Source organism: Bacillus sp. z26 (genome assembly GCF_058313635.1).
The window spans coordinates 1003182-1020621 of the sequence record NZ_JBZFQM010000002.1; the positions used below are offsets into that span (position 1 = coordinate 1003182).

Annotated in this window: 16 protein-coding genes, 1 tRNA gene and 1 riboswitch; of the genes, 2 read left to right on the forward strand and 15 right to left on the reverse strand. The window is 38.2% G+C overall.

The window, feature by feature from the left end:
* Positions 1–4: 4 nt before the first annotated feature.
* From yhbH to queG, 7 genes are all read right to left on the reverse strand, one after another.
* Entirely contained in the window at positions 5–1174 is a 1170-nt protein-coding gene (gene yhbH, locus AC4G3K_RS10105) for a sporulation protein YhbH (protein WP_491076303.1), read from the reverse strand.
* Positions 1175–1714: 540 nt separating this feature from the next.
* Positions 1715–1909, reverse strand: coding sequence for a hypothetical protein (locus AC4G3K_RS10110; protein ID WP_491076302.1), 195 nt, complete (start codon positions 1907–1909; stop codon positions 1715–1717).
* A 253-nt stretch (positions 1910–2162) separates the two neighbouring features.
* Entirely contained in the window at positions 2163–4058 is a 1896-nt protein-coding gene (locus AC4G3K_RS10115) for a PrkA family serine protein kinase (RefSeq protein ID WP_491133222.1), read from the reverse strand.
* A gap of 548 nt (positions 4059–4606) precedes the next feature.
* Positions 4607–5344: an oxygen-insensitive NADPH nitroreductase gene (gene nfsA / locus AC4G3K_RS10120; protein WP_491076300.1), complete on the reverse strand. Its 738-nt coding sequence runs from the start codon at positions 5342–5344 to the stop codon at positions 4607–4609.
* 109 nt (positions 5345–5453) lie between these two features.
* Positions 5454–5930 carry a tRNA (uridine(34)/cytosine(34)/5-carboxymethylaminomethyluridine(34)-2'-O)-methyltransferase TrmL gene (gene trmL / locus AC4G3K_RS10125; RefSeq protein ID WP_491076299.1) on the reverse strand — a complete coding sequence of 159 codons (477 nt, stop codon included), beginning with the start codon at positions 5928–5930 and terminating at the stop codon, positions 5454–5456.
* Positions 5931–6003: 73 nt separating this feature from the next.
* On the reverse strand, positions 6004–6870 hold the full coding sequence (locus tag AC4G3K_RS10130) for an amidase domain-containing protein (protein WP_491133256.1): 867 nt from the start codon (positions 6868–6870) through the stop codon (positions 6004–6006).
* Positions 6871–6944: 74 nt separating this feature from the next.
* Positions 6945–8084, reverse strand: coding sequence for a tRNA epoxyqueuosine(34) reductase QueG (queG, locus tag AC4G3K_RS10135; RefSeq protein ID WP_491133223.1), 1140 nt, complete (start codon positions 8082–8084; stop codon positions 6945–6947).
* A gap of 83 nt (positions 8085–8167) precedes the next feature.
* On the opposite strand from queG, the gene AC4G3K_RS10140 reads away from it, so the two are divergent.
* Positions 8168–8857, forward strand: a complete 690-nt coding sequence (locus tag AC4G3K_RS10140) for a B3/B4 domain-containing protein (protein ID WP_491133224.1) — start codon at positions 8168–8170, stop codon at positions 8855–8857.
* Positions 8858–8916: 59 nt separating this feature from the next.
* Here AC4G3K_RS10140 and AC4G3K_RS10145 read toward each other — a convergent pair.
* Positions 8917–8987, reverse strand: a tRNA-Gly gene (locus AC4G3K_RS10145).
* Positions 8988–9110: 123 nt separating this feature from the next.
* On the reverse strand, positions 9111–9896 hold the full coding sequence (locus AC4G3K_RS10150) for a glycosyltransferase family 2 protein (RefSeq protein ID WP_491076296.1): 786 nt from the start codon (positions 9894–9896) through the stop codon (positions 9111–9113).
* A 212-nt stretch (positions 9897–10108) separates the two neighbouring features.
* Between AC4G3K_RS10150 and AC4G3K_RS10155 the strand changes: the two genes are divergently transcribed.
* Positions 10109–10366 (forward strand): hypothetical protein, encoded by a 258-nt coding sequence (locus AC4G3K_RS10155; protein WP_491133225.1) that lies wholly within the window; start codon positions 10109–10111, stop codon positions 10364–10366.
* Positions 10367–10460: 94 nt separating this feature from the next.
* On the opposite strand, the gene AC4G3K_RS10160 is transcribed toward AC4G3K_RS10155, so the two are convergent.
* From AC4G3K_RS10160 to AC4G3K_RS10185, 6 genes are all read right to left on the reverse strand, one after another.
* A complete protein-coding gene (locus tag AC4G3K_RS10160) occupies positions 10461–12044 on the reverse strand; it encodes a Na+/H+ antiporter NhaC family protein (RefSeq protein ID WP_491133226.1) in 1584 nt (527 codons plus the stop codon).
* Positions 12045–12188: 144 nt separating this feature from the next.
* Positions 12189–12369, reverse strand: a riboswitch (Lysine riboswitch).
* Between the two features lie 479 nt (positions 12370–12848).
* Positions 12849–13556, reverse strand: a complete 708-nt coding sequence (locus tag AC4G3K_RS10165) for an ABC transporter ATP-binding protein (RefSeq protein ID WP_491076293.1) — start codon at positions 13554–13556, stop codon at positions 12849–12851.
* A complete protein-coding gene (locus AC4G3K_RS10170) occupies positions 13556–14335 on the reverse strand; it encodes an ABC transporter ATP-binding protein (RefSeq protein WP_491076292.1) in 780 nt (259 codons plus the stop codon). The genes AC4G3K_RS10165 and AC4G3K_RS10170 overlap by 1 nt, the downstream gene beginning before the upstream one ends.
* Positions 14310–15278, reverse strand: coding sequence for a branched-chain amino acid ABC transporter permease (locus AC4G3K_RS10175; protein WP_491076291.1), 969 nt, complete (start codon positions 15276–15278; stop codon positions 14310–14312). Before AC4G3K_RS10175 ends, AC4G3K_RS10170 begins: the two co-directional genes overlap by 26 nt.
* A 13-nt stretch (positions 15279–15291) precedes the next feature.
* Complete coding sequence (locus AC4G3K_RS10180) at positions 15292–16170, reverse strand: branched-chain amino acid ABC transporter permease (protein WP_491076290.1); 879 nt, start codon at positions 16168–16170, stop codon at positions 15292–15294.
* A gap of 69 nt (positions 16171–16239) precedes the next feature.
* A complete protein-coding gene (locus AC4G3K_RS10185) occupies positions 16240–17415 on the reverse strand; it encodes an ABC transporter substrate-binding protein (protein ID WP_491133227.1) in 1176 nt (391 codons plus the stop codon).
* Positions 17416–17440 lie beyond the last annotated feature (25 nt).

Here is a 17440-nt window from a genome sequence, read left to right on the forward strand (position 1 = left end):
ATTATTATGAACCTGTACTCCCCACTTCTTTTTTAAAGAAACTTCTCATTGCATGAAAGACATCAGCCTTTTGCTTCAATATATAGTATTGAAACTTTTCATCCTTAATGTTTTTATATGCGGACATTAATGTGGAATTTCGATTGTATTGGTTAACTTCCCCGTACCCAAACATGTTGGATACGTCCATTAATTCTTCAACTAGTTTAACACAACGAGGGTTATCTGAAGTTAAGTTATCTCCATCTGAGAAATGAAAAGGATAAATATTATAGCGTTCAATTGGATACTTTTGTTCGATAATCTCTAAAGCCTTACGGTAAACCGATGAACAAATCGTTCCACCGCTCTCTCCTTTAGAAAAGAAATCTTCTTCTTCTACGACCTTGGCTTCTGTATGATGCGCAATAAATTCAATATCAACAGTTTCATACTTGGTTCTTAAGAAACGTGTCATCCAAAAGAAAAAGCTGCGAGCCATATATTTTTCCCACAGCCCCATACTTCCAGATGTATCCATCATGGCCAAAACGACTGCTTTAGATTCTGGCTTCTCAACTGAATTCCACGTTTTGAATTTAAGATCATCCTGATAGATTGGTGCAAATCCAGGATTGCCCCCCAGTGCATTTCTTTTAAAAGCACTAATCATCGTTCTTTTCTTATCTACATTTCCCATTAAACCTGTCTTCCGAATATCATTGAATTCGTAATGCTCGACTGTATGATCTCCCTGTTCTTTTTCTTTTAAATTGGGTAACTCGAGTTCAGAAAACAAGGCTTCCTCAATCTCTAATAAAGAAACTTCAGACTCTACATAATCTTCTCCTGCCTGGTCTCCCGCTTCTCCTCCTTTTCCCGGTGCCTTTTGCCCACTTCCATCTCTTGCAACTACATCTCCTACCTGGGAATCTCCCTCTCCCTGACCAATATGCTTGTTTTTATCATAATTATAACGAATTTTATATTCATCAAGAGAGCGAATCGGGATCTTCACCACATTCTTCCCATTGGACATGATAATACTTTCCTCTGTTATTAGTTCAGGTAAATTATTTCGTATCGCTTCTTGCACTTTCTCCTGATGTCTTTGCTGATCATCAAAACCTTTTCGATGGAGGGTCCAATCTTCCTTTGAAATGGCGAACTGATGGCTATCATTCTTATCCGACATCGTTTTCCCCCCTATATAGCATTCATCATTTTTTAGTTGTTTTGATTTTTTCAAAATCACTGTCTGATTACTCTATCCTATGCGTAAGCTACGATTTATTGCCAAAATATTCTTAAAATAAGACAAAGTTTCGCTCATCCCTCACCATTTAGATCATATAATTCTAAAACCATACATATGACTGAAAATAGTTTAAGGCAGGTAGGAATTAATTCAGGTAGTGCTCACGAATTAAGGCTTGTATGACGCTTTTGAAAGAGGATTATAAAAGGGGGTGCTTTACTGTGGTAGTTTAAATATTGGCGGCAAGTTAATGGATATCAATGAGAATATGAACGAAAGTAGCCAAATATCTTTAGAATAAGCGGTTTTTTTAGCAGTCCTGTTCATCTCCATACAATAAAAAAATCCTATGTTTTGTATAGGAGCATTTGTATTCATAAAGAAAAACGCTTGGATATTCCCCCCTTATTATCAAACAGAACTTACGCGGGAGATGCCACTCAATAACCAAGCGTTTTTGAGAAACGACCTATTGTTTTATTTATTTTCTGCCTCTTCTTCCTCATGTTGAACAGGATCTGGTTGCTTATCGTATTCTTTGGATAGTTCTTCATTTGTCCTAAGGTGCTCCATCTGTTTTCCCAGGTTCTTCATTTCCTCAAGATCCGGTGCCATTGAGCCATTCTCAGCAAGACTTTCAGCAATCGTATCTGCCTTTGCATCTTTTTTCATTTTCATCACCTCCTATGGCATATTCCCAGCCACCCCTCTTAATAAACATTATTTTCCAATAAACTATTATACTACCTTGCTAATCTCTTTCTTACCCATATCCCAGTCTCGAAAATTTTGGAGGATCAGTCCATATAGGTGTTCTCCTTCTCTAGAGAATATTAATCTCATTCTTTACATGTAAATAACAATTAAAAAGAACTATCTGTAAGTCGTTTGAATCGACTGTTTAGATAGTTCTTCACTAATAATCTTATCTATTCAACAAACTTCCTACATATCGAAGAAGCTCATTAGCTGATGTAGAATTATATCCATGTTCGTCTATTAATCTGGCAACCACTTCGTTTACTTTCTTTAATTGACTTTCATCTGGAGTTTTAGATGAAGTTGTAATTTTAACAACATCTTTCAAGTCAGCAAACAGTTTTTTCTGGATTGCTTCGCGTAAACGGTCATGAGAATTGTAATCGAACCGCTTGCCTTTACGGGCATAAGCAGAAATACGGATTAAAATTTCTTCTCTGAATGCTTTTTTGGCATTTTCAGATATGCCAATTTGTTCTTCAATAGAACGCATTAATTTTTCATCAGGATTGATTTCCTCGCCTGTTAGGACATCGCGAAGTTTTGATTTATTGCAAAAAGCTTCCACATTATCTAAATAGTTGTTCATTAATGTTTTTGCTGACTCCTCATAGGAATAAACAAATGCCTTCTGTACTTCCTTCTTCGCAATATCATCATATTCTTTTCTTGCAAGAGAGATATAGTTCATATAGCGTTCTTTCAACTCTGCTGTAATGGAAGCATGTTGATCCAACCCTTCTTTTAAGGAACGCAATACATCCAACGCATTAATGGATGGTATTTCTTTTCTGATAATGGTGGATGATATGCGGTTAATGACATAACGTGGATCGATACCGCCCATTCCTTCATCTGAATATTCCTTTTTTAATTCCTCTACATCTGAAGAATTAAAGCCTTCAACGTTTTCTCCATCATATAACCTCATTTTTTTGACAAGGTCAATATCACCTTTTTTCGGTTCCTTCAATCTACTAAGAGTAGTAAACATGGCAGCGACTCTTAAGGTATGCGGTGCGATATGGACGTTTGATACATCACTTTCATGAATCATTTTCTTATAAATTTTTTCTTCTTCGGATACTTTTAAATTATAAGGAACCGGCATAACAATGATTCTGGAATGCAAAGCTTCGTTCTTTTTATTAGAAATAAAGGAACGATATTCCGTTTCATTCGTATGCGCTATAATTAATTCATCCGCGCTTATAAGTGCGAATCTGCCCGCTTTAAAATTCCCTTCCTGTGTCAATGAAAGCAAATGCCATAGGAATTTCTCATCACACTTTAACATCTCCTGAAATTCCATCATCCCACGGTTTGCTTTATTTAATTCCCCATCGAAACGATACGCTCGCGGATCGGATTCTGATCCGTACGTAGCAATCGTAGAAAAATCGATGCTGCCAGTTAAATCAGCAATATCCTGTGATTTTGGATCAGATGGACTGAATGTCCCCACTCCAATCCGTTTATCTTCAGATAGGAAAATCCTTTCTACGGTCATATCTTCAATTCTTCCATGATATTCCTGTTCTAATCTCATCATATTTAAAGGCGAAAGATTTCCTTCGATCCTAATTCCATACTCTTCAAAAAAATCATTGCGCAAATGTGCAGGTATTAGATGCAGTGGATCTTCATGCATTGGGCAACCTTTTATCGCATAAATCGCTCCCCGATCCATCCGTGAATATTGCTCAAGTCCCCGTTTTAAAAGTGTCACTAAGGTCGATTTACCACCACTCACAGGCCCCATTAATAGCAATATACGTTTTCGCACATCTAATCGTTTAGCAGCTGGATGAAAATATTCCTCTACTAGACGTTCAAGTGATTCCTCAAGACCAAATAATTCCCCTTTAAAGAAGCTATATCTTTTCTTTCCATCAATAATTTCAACGCCTGCATCCTTAATCATGTTGTAAACCCTGGAATGAGCTGACTGAGCGACTAAGGGTGTTTTCTTTAATAGTTGCAAATAGTCACCGAATGTTCCTTCCCACTTCAACTTTTCCTCTTCTTCTCTGAACTGTTCTATTTTTTTTATGATATCCATTCAGTATTAATCCTCCCCTAGCTGTGATTCAGCTGCTACTAATACTGTATGCACGTATTGAGCCAAACATGTGCTATGCCCTCCAGAATCCATAAATGAATTGCCTGATTTTCGATTTATTAAAATACTCTCATTAAAGAAAAAAATTAACTAATATGGTATACTTTTTCCAAGATACCGATATAAGGAGGACCTTTCAATGACTGTTGCTATTATAATTGCTGTATCCCTAGCATTCCTTGCTGCCATCTTCACCGGCGGCTACAACGACAAAACAAACTAAAGTGCTGAGGCGACTGGTCAGCTCCGACAAGCATAAGAGGAGGCATGTAGGGAGGCGCTATTCCCTCCCGCAATGGCTACTCTTATGTCTCGAGGAGCTAGGAGCCGAAGCCGGATTAACTAAAAAGCTGAAACGGCCAAATTAAGGAACAAAGACTAAAATCGTCACATCTTGATACCTTGTCTCTTGCTCACATAGGTCAAGGTTAATAAAGTAAAAACCCCTCACTTTCAGCTCATGAAGTGAGGGGTTTGCTGTTTTATATTTATTTTAGAGCAAAGTGTTTGGACTTTACAAAATCCATCATGAATTCACGCTGTTTGCTTGTTAGCAAACCAATAATTTGCTCTGTCCATCTATCTTGTCTTAAGCCGTCTGTACGTTCGTTATAATAGGCTGAGATGATTTCATTATATTCTTCGAGTTCAGTCTGCTTGTCCTCATATTCATTCTCATGAAAGACTGCTTTCAGTGGCAGACGCGGTTTAGTAGCCGCTTCATCTTCCGGATAACCAATGGCCATTCCGAAGAGCGGAATTACGCGATCAGGTAATTTTAAAAGATCAGAAACCTTTTCGATATTATTTCGGATACCACCGATAAAACAGATACCGAGATTCATCGATTCAGCTGCAATGGCAGCATTTTGTGCAGCCAACGCTGTATCAATTAATGAAATTATGAAAGTCTCCATACTTTCCAGATTGTGATCTATATTTGTACCTTCTAGATCAGCAGCCAGCTTATGGCGATTATAATCTGCACAAAACACTAGGAAATATCCATTCTGTTCTACATAGGACTGTCCGCCTGCCAGTTCAGCCAATTGTTTTTTCTTATTATGGTCACTGATCCCAATAATTGAATAAGCCTGTACAAAACTCGATGTTGACGCAGACTGTGCTGCACTGACAATCGCTTCAACTTGCTCTGTTGATAATGATTTATCTTTAAATTTTCGAATCGAACGATGATTCTTTAATAATTCAATCGTTTCATTCACTGGACTAAAGCTCCTTTCTATCGTTTCGTCACCAAATATACCAAACAGTACGGATGTCATCTAAAGATATGTTTAATATGCTAAAACAAAAACTTCTCAAAAGGAGAAGTTATGTTAAATGTATATAATTTTGTTGGCGTAATGCTTCATAAATGACAATCGCTGCTGTGTTCGATAAATTAAGTGAACGAACATGGGTATCATTCATAGGCAGACGCAATCCTCTTTCAGGATGCTCCTCTAATAAATGCTTTGGCAGACCTGTTGTTTCTCTGCCGAAAATAAAGAAGTAATCTTTAGTGGTATCTTCATATGAAATATCACTGTGATAATTCTTAGCAAACTTTGTGATGTATAAGAACTCTCCACCACTATTCTTTTCAAAAAATTCCTCAATTGAATCATAATAAATAATGGTTACATGCTCCCAATAATCAAGTCCGGCACGCTTCAACGCCTTATCATCAGTAGAGAATCCCAATGGACGGATTAAATGCAGAGTTGTATCAGTGGCCGCACAGGTGCGGGCAATATTACCCGTATTTGCCGGGATTAATGGTTGATATAAAACAATATGTAAAGACACTTTTTCTCACCTCTGGATAGTTTAAGCAGCCTTTATTATAACACTATTTATCCCTTTTCCAAAAATGGGAGCCCTAATTCGTTAGTATATGAAAAAATTTATATTGAATATTGGGAGTGTAAGCTGTGGAGTCTTCGTAATCCCAAAATCTCAATCGACTGTTTGTTGTATGAGCATTTACCAATGGATTCCCATATTCATCCTTTGCTGTCACAATTGTATTATGATTGTACCTGCCATCTCCTTCAAAATCATAACAAATGATGTCCCCAATCATTAATTGGGTCGGGTTCTTCACTTCCTTCGTCCAAGCAGCTGCTTTTAACATCAGCATAAAAGCATGTGCTACTGTCCAACTATAACTCCAATTGCTTTTCCCTTCTATCCACCACCCCTTTGTACGATTCGGCGTGCCCCACATCGGTACTCCACCTGCATATAAACATTGGGATATAAAATTTGTACAATCGTCCGTGAATTGCGGAAAGTTAGGATTAAAGGAGTTCCACCATCTCTCAGCATATTGAACTGCCTTCAACCTGTTATAAGCAATCTTGGAACGCGGAGAAACAACATTCAAATTCTTAAGGAGACCTTGATCCAGTACTTGAGGCTTTTTGATTAATTCCTGATCATGTAACAGGTCGGTTCCTTTAAAAGAAGCTTTGCGTAATTCTACTTCTTCTTCCAGGTAAAATTGTTTTCCTTGCTTAATCGCGAGCTTCCAATGTATTTCATAAATCGCATCAATGGCATCTGTCCGTTCTGCAATTTTTTTTACATGTCCCTTAGCCATTACTTTGACTAATTCTCCCCCGCGCAATTGGATTCCATCGCGCTTTTTTACCAAGCTCTCTATGTTATCTTTCTTATAAGAAGATGGATCTTCTTTGAGTTTTTGTATTCTCTCCACGACCAATTTGCGCAAGTTTTCTTTCATCAATTCATTCACACTCCTTTTTTTAAAAAGTATGATGAATGTATAAATTCCATACAAAAACCGGAGTAAAAAAGTTACTCCGGTAAAATAAGGTGGTCGATTGCGCCTTTTATCTCATCCACTACCATCTGATCTTCCTCTTTTGTTAGACAATCTGTTAAGATATCACTTGCTTCCTGGCCACCTATTTTCCCAATAGCCCATGCTGCAGTAGCCCTGATAACTGGCCTCGGATCCTTTTGCAGTAATTCTTTAATAGATCCAATACTATCTTGATCCTTGAAGTGTGCCAGCGCCATAATCGCATTTCTCTGAATCGGCATCTTTCCACGCCATGAACCTGAAATACTGCCAAACTTCTCTTTAAATTGGCGATTACTTAATGTTAACATGGTCTTGAGCTGAGGTTTAGCTAATTCTGGATTCGGCTCGCATTCAGGATGATTATGAAAGTCTATACGGCGATTATATGGACAGGCTGTCTGACAGGAATCACACCCATACACCCTGTTGCCCATTTTATCTCTGAATTCATAAGGAATCATTTCCTTCGTTTGGGTCAAAAATGATATACACTTCTTGGCATTAATTTGTCCGCCCTGAACCAATGCTCCGGTAGGACAGGCATCCAGACATTTTGTACATGTTCCGCACAAGTCCTCCATTGGAGTATCAGATGGAAAAGGGATATTCGTAATCATTTCTCCAAGATATAGGTAAGAGCCAAATTCCTCATTTAAAATAGAGCAATTTTTCCCGCTCCAACCAATACCGGCCCGCTCTGCTACGGCACGATCCACTAATTCACCAGTATCAACCATTGATGATAAGAGGGATTCAGGCAACCGCTCTAAAATAAATGCTTCAAGCTTAGCCAATCTATTCTTTACTACATAATGATAATCCGTGCCCCATGAAGAACGGCTAAAAATACCACGCCTGTCGCCAGCTTTACTTTTAGGTGCATTCTTAAGTTTGGAAGGATAGGCTATGGCAATAGCGATAATAGATTGAGCTTCCGGCATTAGCTTTCTTGGATTGGTCCGTTTATCCAAATCTGATTCTTCAAACCCCGATGCAAAGTTAAGATTCTGTTGGTCAATCAGCCGTTTCTTTAACACCTGGAAAGGATCAGCTGATGTAAATCCTATTTTATCGATCCCGATTGTCTTGCTGTAGTCAATAATTTCTTCCTTAAGTAAACGAAAATCCATCTTAGCCTCTCCTTTCTAGGAAATATGTATAACTCTCGTATTTATGGTAAACTATATTCCAATCATTTTGGAGGTGTAAATTTATGCAAATTCAAGTGGATCGGCAACTATTTGAATGTGCCGGCGATGTAAAAATCGGTATTATCTCCTATCAAGAGATTGTGGCAGATGCCCTACCTTCCATGCTGATAGGACGTCTTCAGCTCTTTATCGAACATTTACATACTGAACTGGAAAGTAAACCCTGGAACGCATATGAAGGGATTGTATCATGGAGAAAAGTATTTAAACAAACAGGAAGTGATCCTTCCCGCTATCGCCCCTCAGTGGAATCATTATTTCGTCGCGTCAAAAAAGAAGCGTATACGCCATCAGGAAATTCAGCGATCGCTCTCAATAATTTTTTCTCCCTGCAATATACATGTCCAATGGGAATATACGATTTAGCAGAGGTGAAAGGTGATGTGGTGTTCCGAATCGGTACACTTGAGGATTCATATGAAGGTTTAAATGGCCGTGTAAACAAATTAGAGGGGATTATAGGTTCTTTTGATCAGACAGGCCCATTTGGCAGCCCTTATGTAGATTCTGTACGTACCAGTGTGAATGACCATACAACAAATGCACTGCATGTCATTTATTTTCATCCTGAAATGACTAAAGAACAAGCAAAGCAGATCATGCAGGCAATTTCCAAAATGTTTATTCAAGTCCATGGAGGAGAGTCTGCAATCCATCTATTGAGTCAAGTAAAAAATATTATAAAAATATAAAAAACGCAATGCTTCGTACTCCAAGGTTACGAAACACTGCGTTGTTAACGGAAATTAAGAGCGGGTGAAGGGAATCGAACCCTCATCATCAGCTTGGAAGGCTGAGGTTTTACCACTAAACTACACCCGCAAATAAGATAAGTATTATACTAGCAGATTGTTCAACATATTTCAATCTTTTTTCGACAAAAACTGCAAAATTTATTTAATAAATAAAACTGGCATCCTCAAAAGTAACGGACGCCAGTTCTTCTCATACCTTTAAACTTCGATTTCTTCTTGCTTCTTGTTTCGCATTATTCACAAAGCAAAAAGCCGATTCAAAGACACTTAATTTCTCCACTTCACGATATAATGACCAAATTCGGGTAGCAGATTGATAATTGCTTTTTTCCAATATATAATTACTCTTTCTTAGATAAGCATGAACGCTTTTTAATCTCATTGCTTTAAATCCTCGTTTTAATATAGAAAGCCAGAGAGCAAAATCTTCTGGTATATGGCGATTGTTGGTCAATTGAACTTTCCCAACTTTATATTGATCGATTATAACAGTTGAAGTGCCAATCGCTGTTGTATTTCTTAACAAGTCTTGATATGTAAGTTGATTAGGCATCTTTATGACAGGTTCATAAGCAAGGTTTCTCTCATCAATAAATTGATAATCCGTGTAACTAAATGCCAAGTTATGTGCTTGCATAAATTCAAGCTGTTTTTCCAATTTATTTGGTGCCCATAAATCATCAATGTTAAGAAAGGCAATATAATGACCTTTAGCAGATTTAATAGCCATATTTCTAGCTTCTCCCGGTCCGACATTTTCCTGAAGGGTAATTAATTTTATTCTGGAATCTTCCATTAGGTACTCTCTTATTAAACTCCTGCTATTATCAGTAGAGGCATTATCAACAATAATGAATTCCCAATTCTCATAGGTTTGCTTTTTAACTGACTCAATGGTTTGACGAATAGATACCTCTGAATTATAGCTAGGCATAATAATGGATACTAATGTCCTAAATGGAATACTGCTTCTCATGATTCCTCACCCTCCTAAAATGATTCATACTAAATCTCCCAAAGATCAATTGTTATACAAATATAATATTATGTATCCATTTTATTAACAGATTAAACACTTTTATGAACCGAATTTTAAAGGTTCCTTATTTTTTTTAGCAAATGATAGTTACTGAAATACCTCATATGGATTATTATGGGAATAGCAGGTGTTGAAGGGAGTGTCTTTCATTGAAAACGATTATTCAATCATTAGTTGTTTCCTTTATCATTCATTTGATCTATATAGGTGGACCACTCCTAGTAGGCTATATTAAAACAAGGTATTATAAACCTGATTTTGATGATAAATGGGGGAACGTAGAACTACTTCAAAATGAAGTTGTTTTTGGAACATCCTCCTCTCCACTGACTTTCCTAATTACCTTCTTCGGGGTTGCAGTGATTTGTGGATTAATAGTCAGAGCCTATAAGAACATGCTTAGTTAAAATAGATTAACAATCTAAAAGGAGCAGGCTAGAGAACTCTGGATTATCACGCCCCCCTTGTAAAAAAAATAGCCGGTTTCCCGGCTATCCTATTTTAAGTATTCATTATACTGTTTTCCATTTGTTCTTGTTTTCGTGGCTTAGTCATCCAAGCAAATGAAGCAAGCAATACGATAACGATCATCAGTGCAAATGGTGTACTTCCTGTAAATCCAAGAACAATATACCCTGTCATGGCAATACCTGCACTGATTAAAGCATATGGGAGTTGCGTCATCACATGATCGATATGATGCGCACAGGCACCTGTAGAAGAAAGTATTGTTGTATCTGATATAGGAGAGCAATGGTCACCAAATACAGCACCGGCCAACACAGCTGCCATAGCGGGTAAAATCATCGTAATATCTGTCGCTGCCGCAATTTCTCCGGCTATTGGAAGCAGAATCCCAAACGACCCCCATGAAGTACCCGTTGCAAATGTCATCAATCCGGCTAGTAAAAATAATAACAATGGAAGGAAAGATACATTTAAATTTAAGGAGTGTACTAATCCTGCTAAATACTGGCCTGTTCCAAGCCTACCTATCAAGTCAACGATGGTCCAGGCAAATAATAAAATATATACCGCTGGCAGCATAGCGCCAATTCCATGCTTAAGTCCCTTGGTAAACACTTTTATAGAGACTCCGCGCAGTATAAAGACTTGTCGTAAAAACATAAGAATGGTTACGATTATACCGATTGTACCACCCAACACTAATGATTTAGTGACATTAGTATTTTCAAAAATAGTCAAAAGAGTCGCATGGCCGGCAACTTCCTGATAACCTGTCCATAACATGGCAGCTACTGTACCAATAATAAGAGTCACAATGGGAATCACTAAATCTCCGACTCTACCTGTCGTACTTCTCGGTAAATCTTCTTTTAATTCTCCCGGCACTGTCTTGGCTGGGTTATAAAGAATGCCTTCCGCTTCTGCTCTTTCCTCGTGTAATTTCATTGGGCCGACATTCCAATTTCGGTAGATAACAATAAAAACCATAACCAATGCTGTAGTCGCATAAAAGTTCATTGGAATCATTTGAATAAATGCTGATAAGGAACTGTATTCTGTCACTTGATGAGTAACGAAAATACCCCCAATCAACGCAATAATATAAGCTCCCCAGCTCGAAACCGGCATAATTACACAGACTGGTGCCGAGGTGGAATCAATGAGATAGGCAAGTTTTGCTCTCGGTATCTTATGTCTGTCCGTTATTGGACGTGCTACTTGGCCAACTGCCAAGGCATTAAAATAATCGTCAATAAAAATGAGTATTCCAAGCAAGGCCGCTACTAATTGGGCACCAACTCTTGTTTTTACATGTCTCATCGCCCATTCACCAAAAGCGTGGCTCCCACCTGAGATTGAAATAAACGCAGTAATAATACCAAGGATGAGTAAGAATAAAATAATATATATATTGGATACATTAAGTGACCCATCTGAAATAAAGATTCCTTTTACGGCATCACATATAAGAATAAATGTTTCTCCCATTTTAAAATCAGCAAGCATGAAAGCCGATGCCACAATTCCCACTCCGAGGGATAGCAAAACTTTTCTTGTTAAGGCCACCATCAAAATGGCCAATAATGGGGGAATGATTGTATAAACTGTCGTTTCCATTTTTTCCTCCTCCACATAATTAAGGGGAACTCACCGTGTGGGCTGTACCTTTGCTCTCTTTTCTTCCAGCATAAAAGAGAATAAAGAAGGGCTGCAATAGAGAAATATCTAATGCAACCCTGTATCAGCTTATCTTTCTCCATCACGACCTGTAGCTCCTCATTATAAGAACCTCTTACAATGACAGTGTTGCTTTTATTCAAAACAACCCCAGCAAGTTCATTTTTGACTAATCAACTTGCTTCGGCAGTCTCCCCTTTGGGCTATGATCTCTGTTGTCATCCTCACATAGCTTACTCTTGAAACCTGCACCTCTACCCCATCGAAATGATAAGGTACTATTCTATTATTATTATTCTAATATAACAGATACCAATATTATTCACAACGGGGAATAGATGTGCTTTTTTCAGCTATTTGATTAATTATATAGATTAGGTCTTTCAAATTTTACACATTCCCAGATTATGTATAATAGCTTGTAGTAATAAAATTATTGTTAAGAAACCGATAAGCTTTTTCAATTCTTATCGTAAATACTCTAGATAGAATCTCAGCAATCGAGGAAGAGAAAGAGATTATAGAATAAGCAGTATAGGTTAATGTTCCCGTTAATTCCACGTATTATTTTTATAATACTCTACTTAAAAAAGTGAATCTGGAAGATTGAGCAAAGGTTTTACCAGTTATCTTATTAATTAAAATGTATATTGAATTTATATCAAGCCATGTACCATTTATATGAACTATGGCCTACATAAAATCACTCCTCAGCAGAAGTTACAAAGGAGTGATTTTTATCCTTTAATGCCCGCCAAGATAAGCCATTTTAACCTTTTCACTTGAGGTCAACTCATCTGCAGATCCTGAGAGAACAATTCTACCGGTCTCTACCACATAAGCACGATTAGCAATCGATAAAGCTAAATTAGCATTTTGTTCAACAAGTAGGATAGTTGTCCCCGAGGCATTAATTTCTTCAATTATACGAAAAATCGTTTTAACAAGGAGTGGTGCAAGTCCCATAGATGGCTCATCGAGTAAAAGTAATTTCGGTTTTGCCATTAATGCCCTTCCCATCGCAAGCATTTGCTGTTCTCCACCAGACAGTGTTCCTGCAGGCTGTTTCAGCCGTTCATTCAACCTGGGAAAAAGCTCAAATACCTTCTCCAGATCCTCCTTAATCCCAACTCGATCCTTACGTAAGTAAGCACCGAGCTGTAAATTTTCATCCACTGTCATATTGGCAAAAACTCGGCGTCCTTCTGGTACATGTGAGATTCCCTGCTTTACAATCTCTTGTGCTGCTTTTCCAGCAATTGATTTATCCTGATATATGATTTGACCTTGTTTCGGTTTAAGTAAACCTGAAACAGTTTTGAGCAATGTACTTTTGCCAGCTCCATTAGCACCGATTAATGTGACAATTTCCCCTTCCTCAATATGAAAAGATATTCCTCTTAATGCCTGAATATTGCCATAGTAAACATTAATATCTTCGACCTTCAGCATCAGGATACCTCCTCACCTAGATATGCCTCTATAACCTTAGGATTATTGCGCACTTCATCCGGTGTTCCGTGGGCGATTAATTGTCCGTGATCAAGTACATAAATACGTTCACACACACCCATCACAAGTTGCATATCATGCTCAATCAAAAGTACTGTTAAATCAAATTTTTCACGTATTAAGCTGATTAAGTCCATCAGCTGGTCAGTTTCTTTAGGATTCATTCCTGCTGCCGGTTCATCCAGTAAGAGTAACCGCGGATTCGTCGCTAAAGCTCTTGCTATTTCAAGCCTGCGCTGCATTCCATATGGGAGATTCTTGGCTTTTTCATCGCGATATGAATCCAAATTAAATATTTTCAAAAACTCGACGGCTTTTTGGTCCATCTCTTTTTCTCCGGAAAAATGATTGGGCATTCTAACTATTGAACTGAACATAGAATGTCTAGCCTGTGAATGATAAGCAACTTTCACATTATCAATGACAGATAAATCGCCGAACAAACGAATATTTTGGAACGTCCTGCTAATTCCCTTTCTTGTAATTTTGTAAGGTGGCAGTTTATTTAGTTTTTCATCATCTAAATAGATTGTTCCCTCTGATGGTACATAGACCCCAGTTAAAAGATTAAAAAAGGTTGTTTTCCCTGCTCCATTAGGGCCTATTAAGCCGCAAAGTTCTCCTGGAAACAGCTCCATAGACACATCTGCTACTGCTCTTAATCCTCCAAATCGAATCCCAATATTGTCAACCTTAAGTAGTGGTTTGATGGTTTGCATCCTTCACTCCCCCTTTAGTCTTCCTTTTGAAAAATGAGGTGATTTCCCTTGTACCCATCAATCCCTGTGGCCTGTATAGCATTGTCACGATTAAGATAATACTGTAAAGGAGCATTCTTGTTTCCGAATAGTCTGATAAAAACGAAGAAATGAATGTTAAAAGAATAGCTGCAATCACCGAACCTGACAAGCTGCCCAATCCTCCCAAAACTACGAATATTAAAATATCAAAGGACCTTAGGAAGCCAAAGGTAGACGGCTGTACAATATAAAAGTTATGGGCGTATAGACCACCTGCAATTCCGGCAAAAAAGGCACCAATGACAAAGGCAGCTACTTTATAATACGTAGTGTTAATCCCCATAGAATCTGCTGCTGTTTCATCTTCCCTAACAGATATACATGCACGACCATGAGTGGAATTAGTGAAATTCCGAATGACAATAATCGTCACTAAAATACAGCCAAACACCCAGGACCAAGTCGTCATTTGAGTGACCAGCATCCCTCTCGCCCCGCCAATATAATCCATATTAAGGAAAACAATACGAACAATTTCCCCAAATCCAAGTGTGGCAATCGCTAAGTAATCACCCTTTAATCGTAAGCTCGGAATCCCTATAATCATGCCGACCAAAGCCGCTATGATTCCTCCAATCAGCATAGCCAAAAAGAAAGGGATTTCAAAATTCATAGACATAATAGCAGATGCATATGCCCCAACTGCCAAAAAGCCTGCATGTCCAATTGAAAATTGTCCTGTAATACCAATAATTAAATGCAAACTAACAGCAAGGATGATATTAATCCCAATCGTGATAATAAGATTAGTATAAAAAACATTTATATATTCGCCTGAAATAAGAAACTGTATTAAGGCAAACAAAACGAATGAGAGTAAAATAGAGAGCCAAAAACCTTTAACCTTCTTAAAAATTGCCATCACTATGTCTCCCTTACACTTTTTCTCTTCGGTTTTTTCCAAATAAGCCCTGCGGCATAAAAATTAAAATCAAGATAAGGACAACAAATGCAGCTGCATCTCTCCATAAGGATAACCCGAAGGCACTGACCAACGCCTCTACTACACCAAGTAGCAGTCCACCAACCATGGCTCCCGGAATAATACCAATTCCTCCGAGAACAGCAGCGACAAAAGCTTTAAGACCTGGCATCACTCCCATTAATGGCTCTATTTTTGTATAGTAAGTCCCAAAAATAACACCTGCAGCACCAGCAAGAGCAGATCCTATCGCGAACGTAGCAGAAATTGTATTGTTAACGTTGATTCCCATTAATTTTGCTGCATCCGCATCAAATGAAACCGCACGCATCGCCCGGCCAATTTTGGTTTTATGAACAACAAATTGCAGGACGAGCATTAGGAAGATTGATACACCCAAAATCATCAGTGATTGACTTTTTATCATGACACCAAAGATATCTATGGTTTCAGATGGCAGAACATCCTTTGGATATGCTTCAGGCTGCGCTCCCCTGATGCGAATCATCCCGTTTTCAATTAATAAGGAAACACCTATTGCCGTGATGAGTGCTGCTATACGAGTTGCATTGCGAAGAGGTTTATACGCAATCCGTTCAATTAAAACTCCAAATATGGCACAAGCCACCATGGCTAGGAGCAATGCGGGGAAAAAAGATAATTCCATAATCGTAATGGCATAAAAGCCAATAAATGACCCGACCATAAATACATCGCCATGTGCAAAATTGATTAGTTTTACAATTCCATATACCATCGTATAACCCAGTGCTATTAAAGCGTATATACTGCCAAGTGATATCCCATTTACCATTTGCTGAATGAATTCCATAACCCGACTCCCCTCCGTCCATATTTCAAAAACAGGAAGCTTTTTAACAAAGCTTCCTATTCCTCTTTCTTATGGATTTACCTTCGTTTCAAAAACTTGCTTACCATTTTCATATTTTAAAATAGAAGCTGACTTAACTGGATTATGATTTTCATCCATCGTTAAATTACCCGATACAAGTTGTAAGTCTTTTGTTTCCGCCAAAGCATCTTTAATTTTTTCGGGTGTTGCATTATCCCCTGCACGTTTGATGGAATCAGCAATGAAGAAGGCTGTATCGTAACCAAGCGCAGCAAAGGCATCAGGTGATTTATCTTTATATTTCTTTTTAAATGCTGATACAAAATCCTGAATTTTTTTGTCCGGATCTCCAGCAGAATAATGATTCGTTATAAAGGTATTATTCAGTGCTTCTGTACCTGCAATCTCGATTAACTTAGGAGAATCCCAACCGTCTCCTCCCATAACCGGAACGTCAATTCCTGACTCACGTGCCTGTTTTAAAATTAAGCCAACTTCTTCATAGAATGCCGGAACAAAAATAAAATCTGGACTCGCTTTTTTAATTCTTGTCAGCGTTGATTGAAAATCAGTATCTTTTTGTAAGAACGCTTCCTCTGCTACAATTTGACCGCCCGCTTTTGTAAATGCATCTTTAAAGGCTGCTGCCAGCCCCTTGGAATAGTCACTGGAGCTATCTACATAAATAGCAGCTGTTTTTGCTCCCAATTCCTGCTGAGCAAAGTTTGCTGCAACTGTTCCCTGGAACGGATCAATAAAACATGTTCTAAATACATATTCATTGACCTTGCCATCCTTTGAAGTAATGGTTTCATTTGTTCCTGTCGGTGTAATTAATGGTACTTTATTGTCGTTTGCAACTTGGACCTGTGCTAGCGTATTTGTACTCGTTGCCGCACCAATCATGACATTTACCTTATCCTGGCTGGCGAGCTTTATAGCTCCAGTCGTTGCTTCTGCTGCATCCGATTTATTATCGTATTTCACAATCTTCAGCTTTTTGCCTTCCACACCTTCTTTGTTTATTTCATCAAGTGCCAATTCCATCCCTTCCACAATCGATTGACCATAGGATGCGCCGCCTCCGGTTAATTCAAGGTTTGCTCCAATTTTAATCGTATCTCCCTTTTCTCCGCCGCTCGATTTCTCCCCACCGCATCCAGCCATAACACCCATACCTAATGATAATGAAAGAATAATACCTGCGAGTTGCTTCTTTTTCATTACACATGCCCCCTGTTTTTCATAT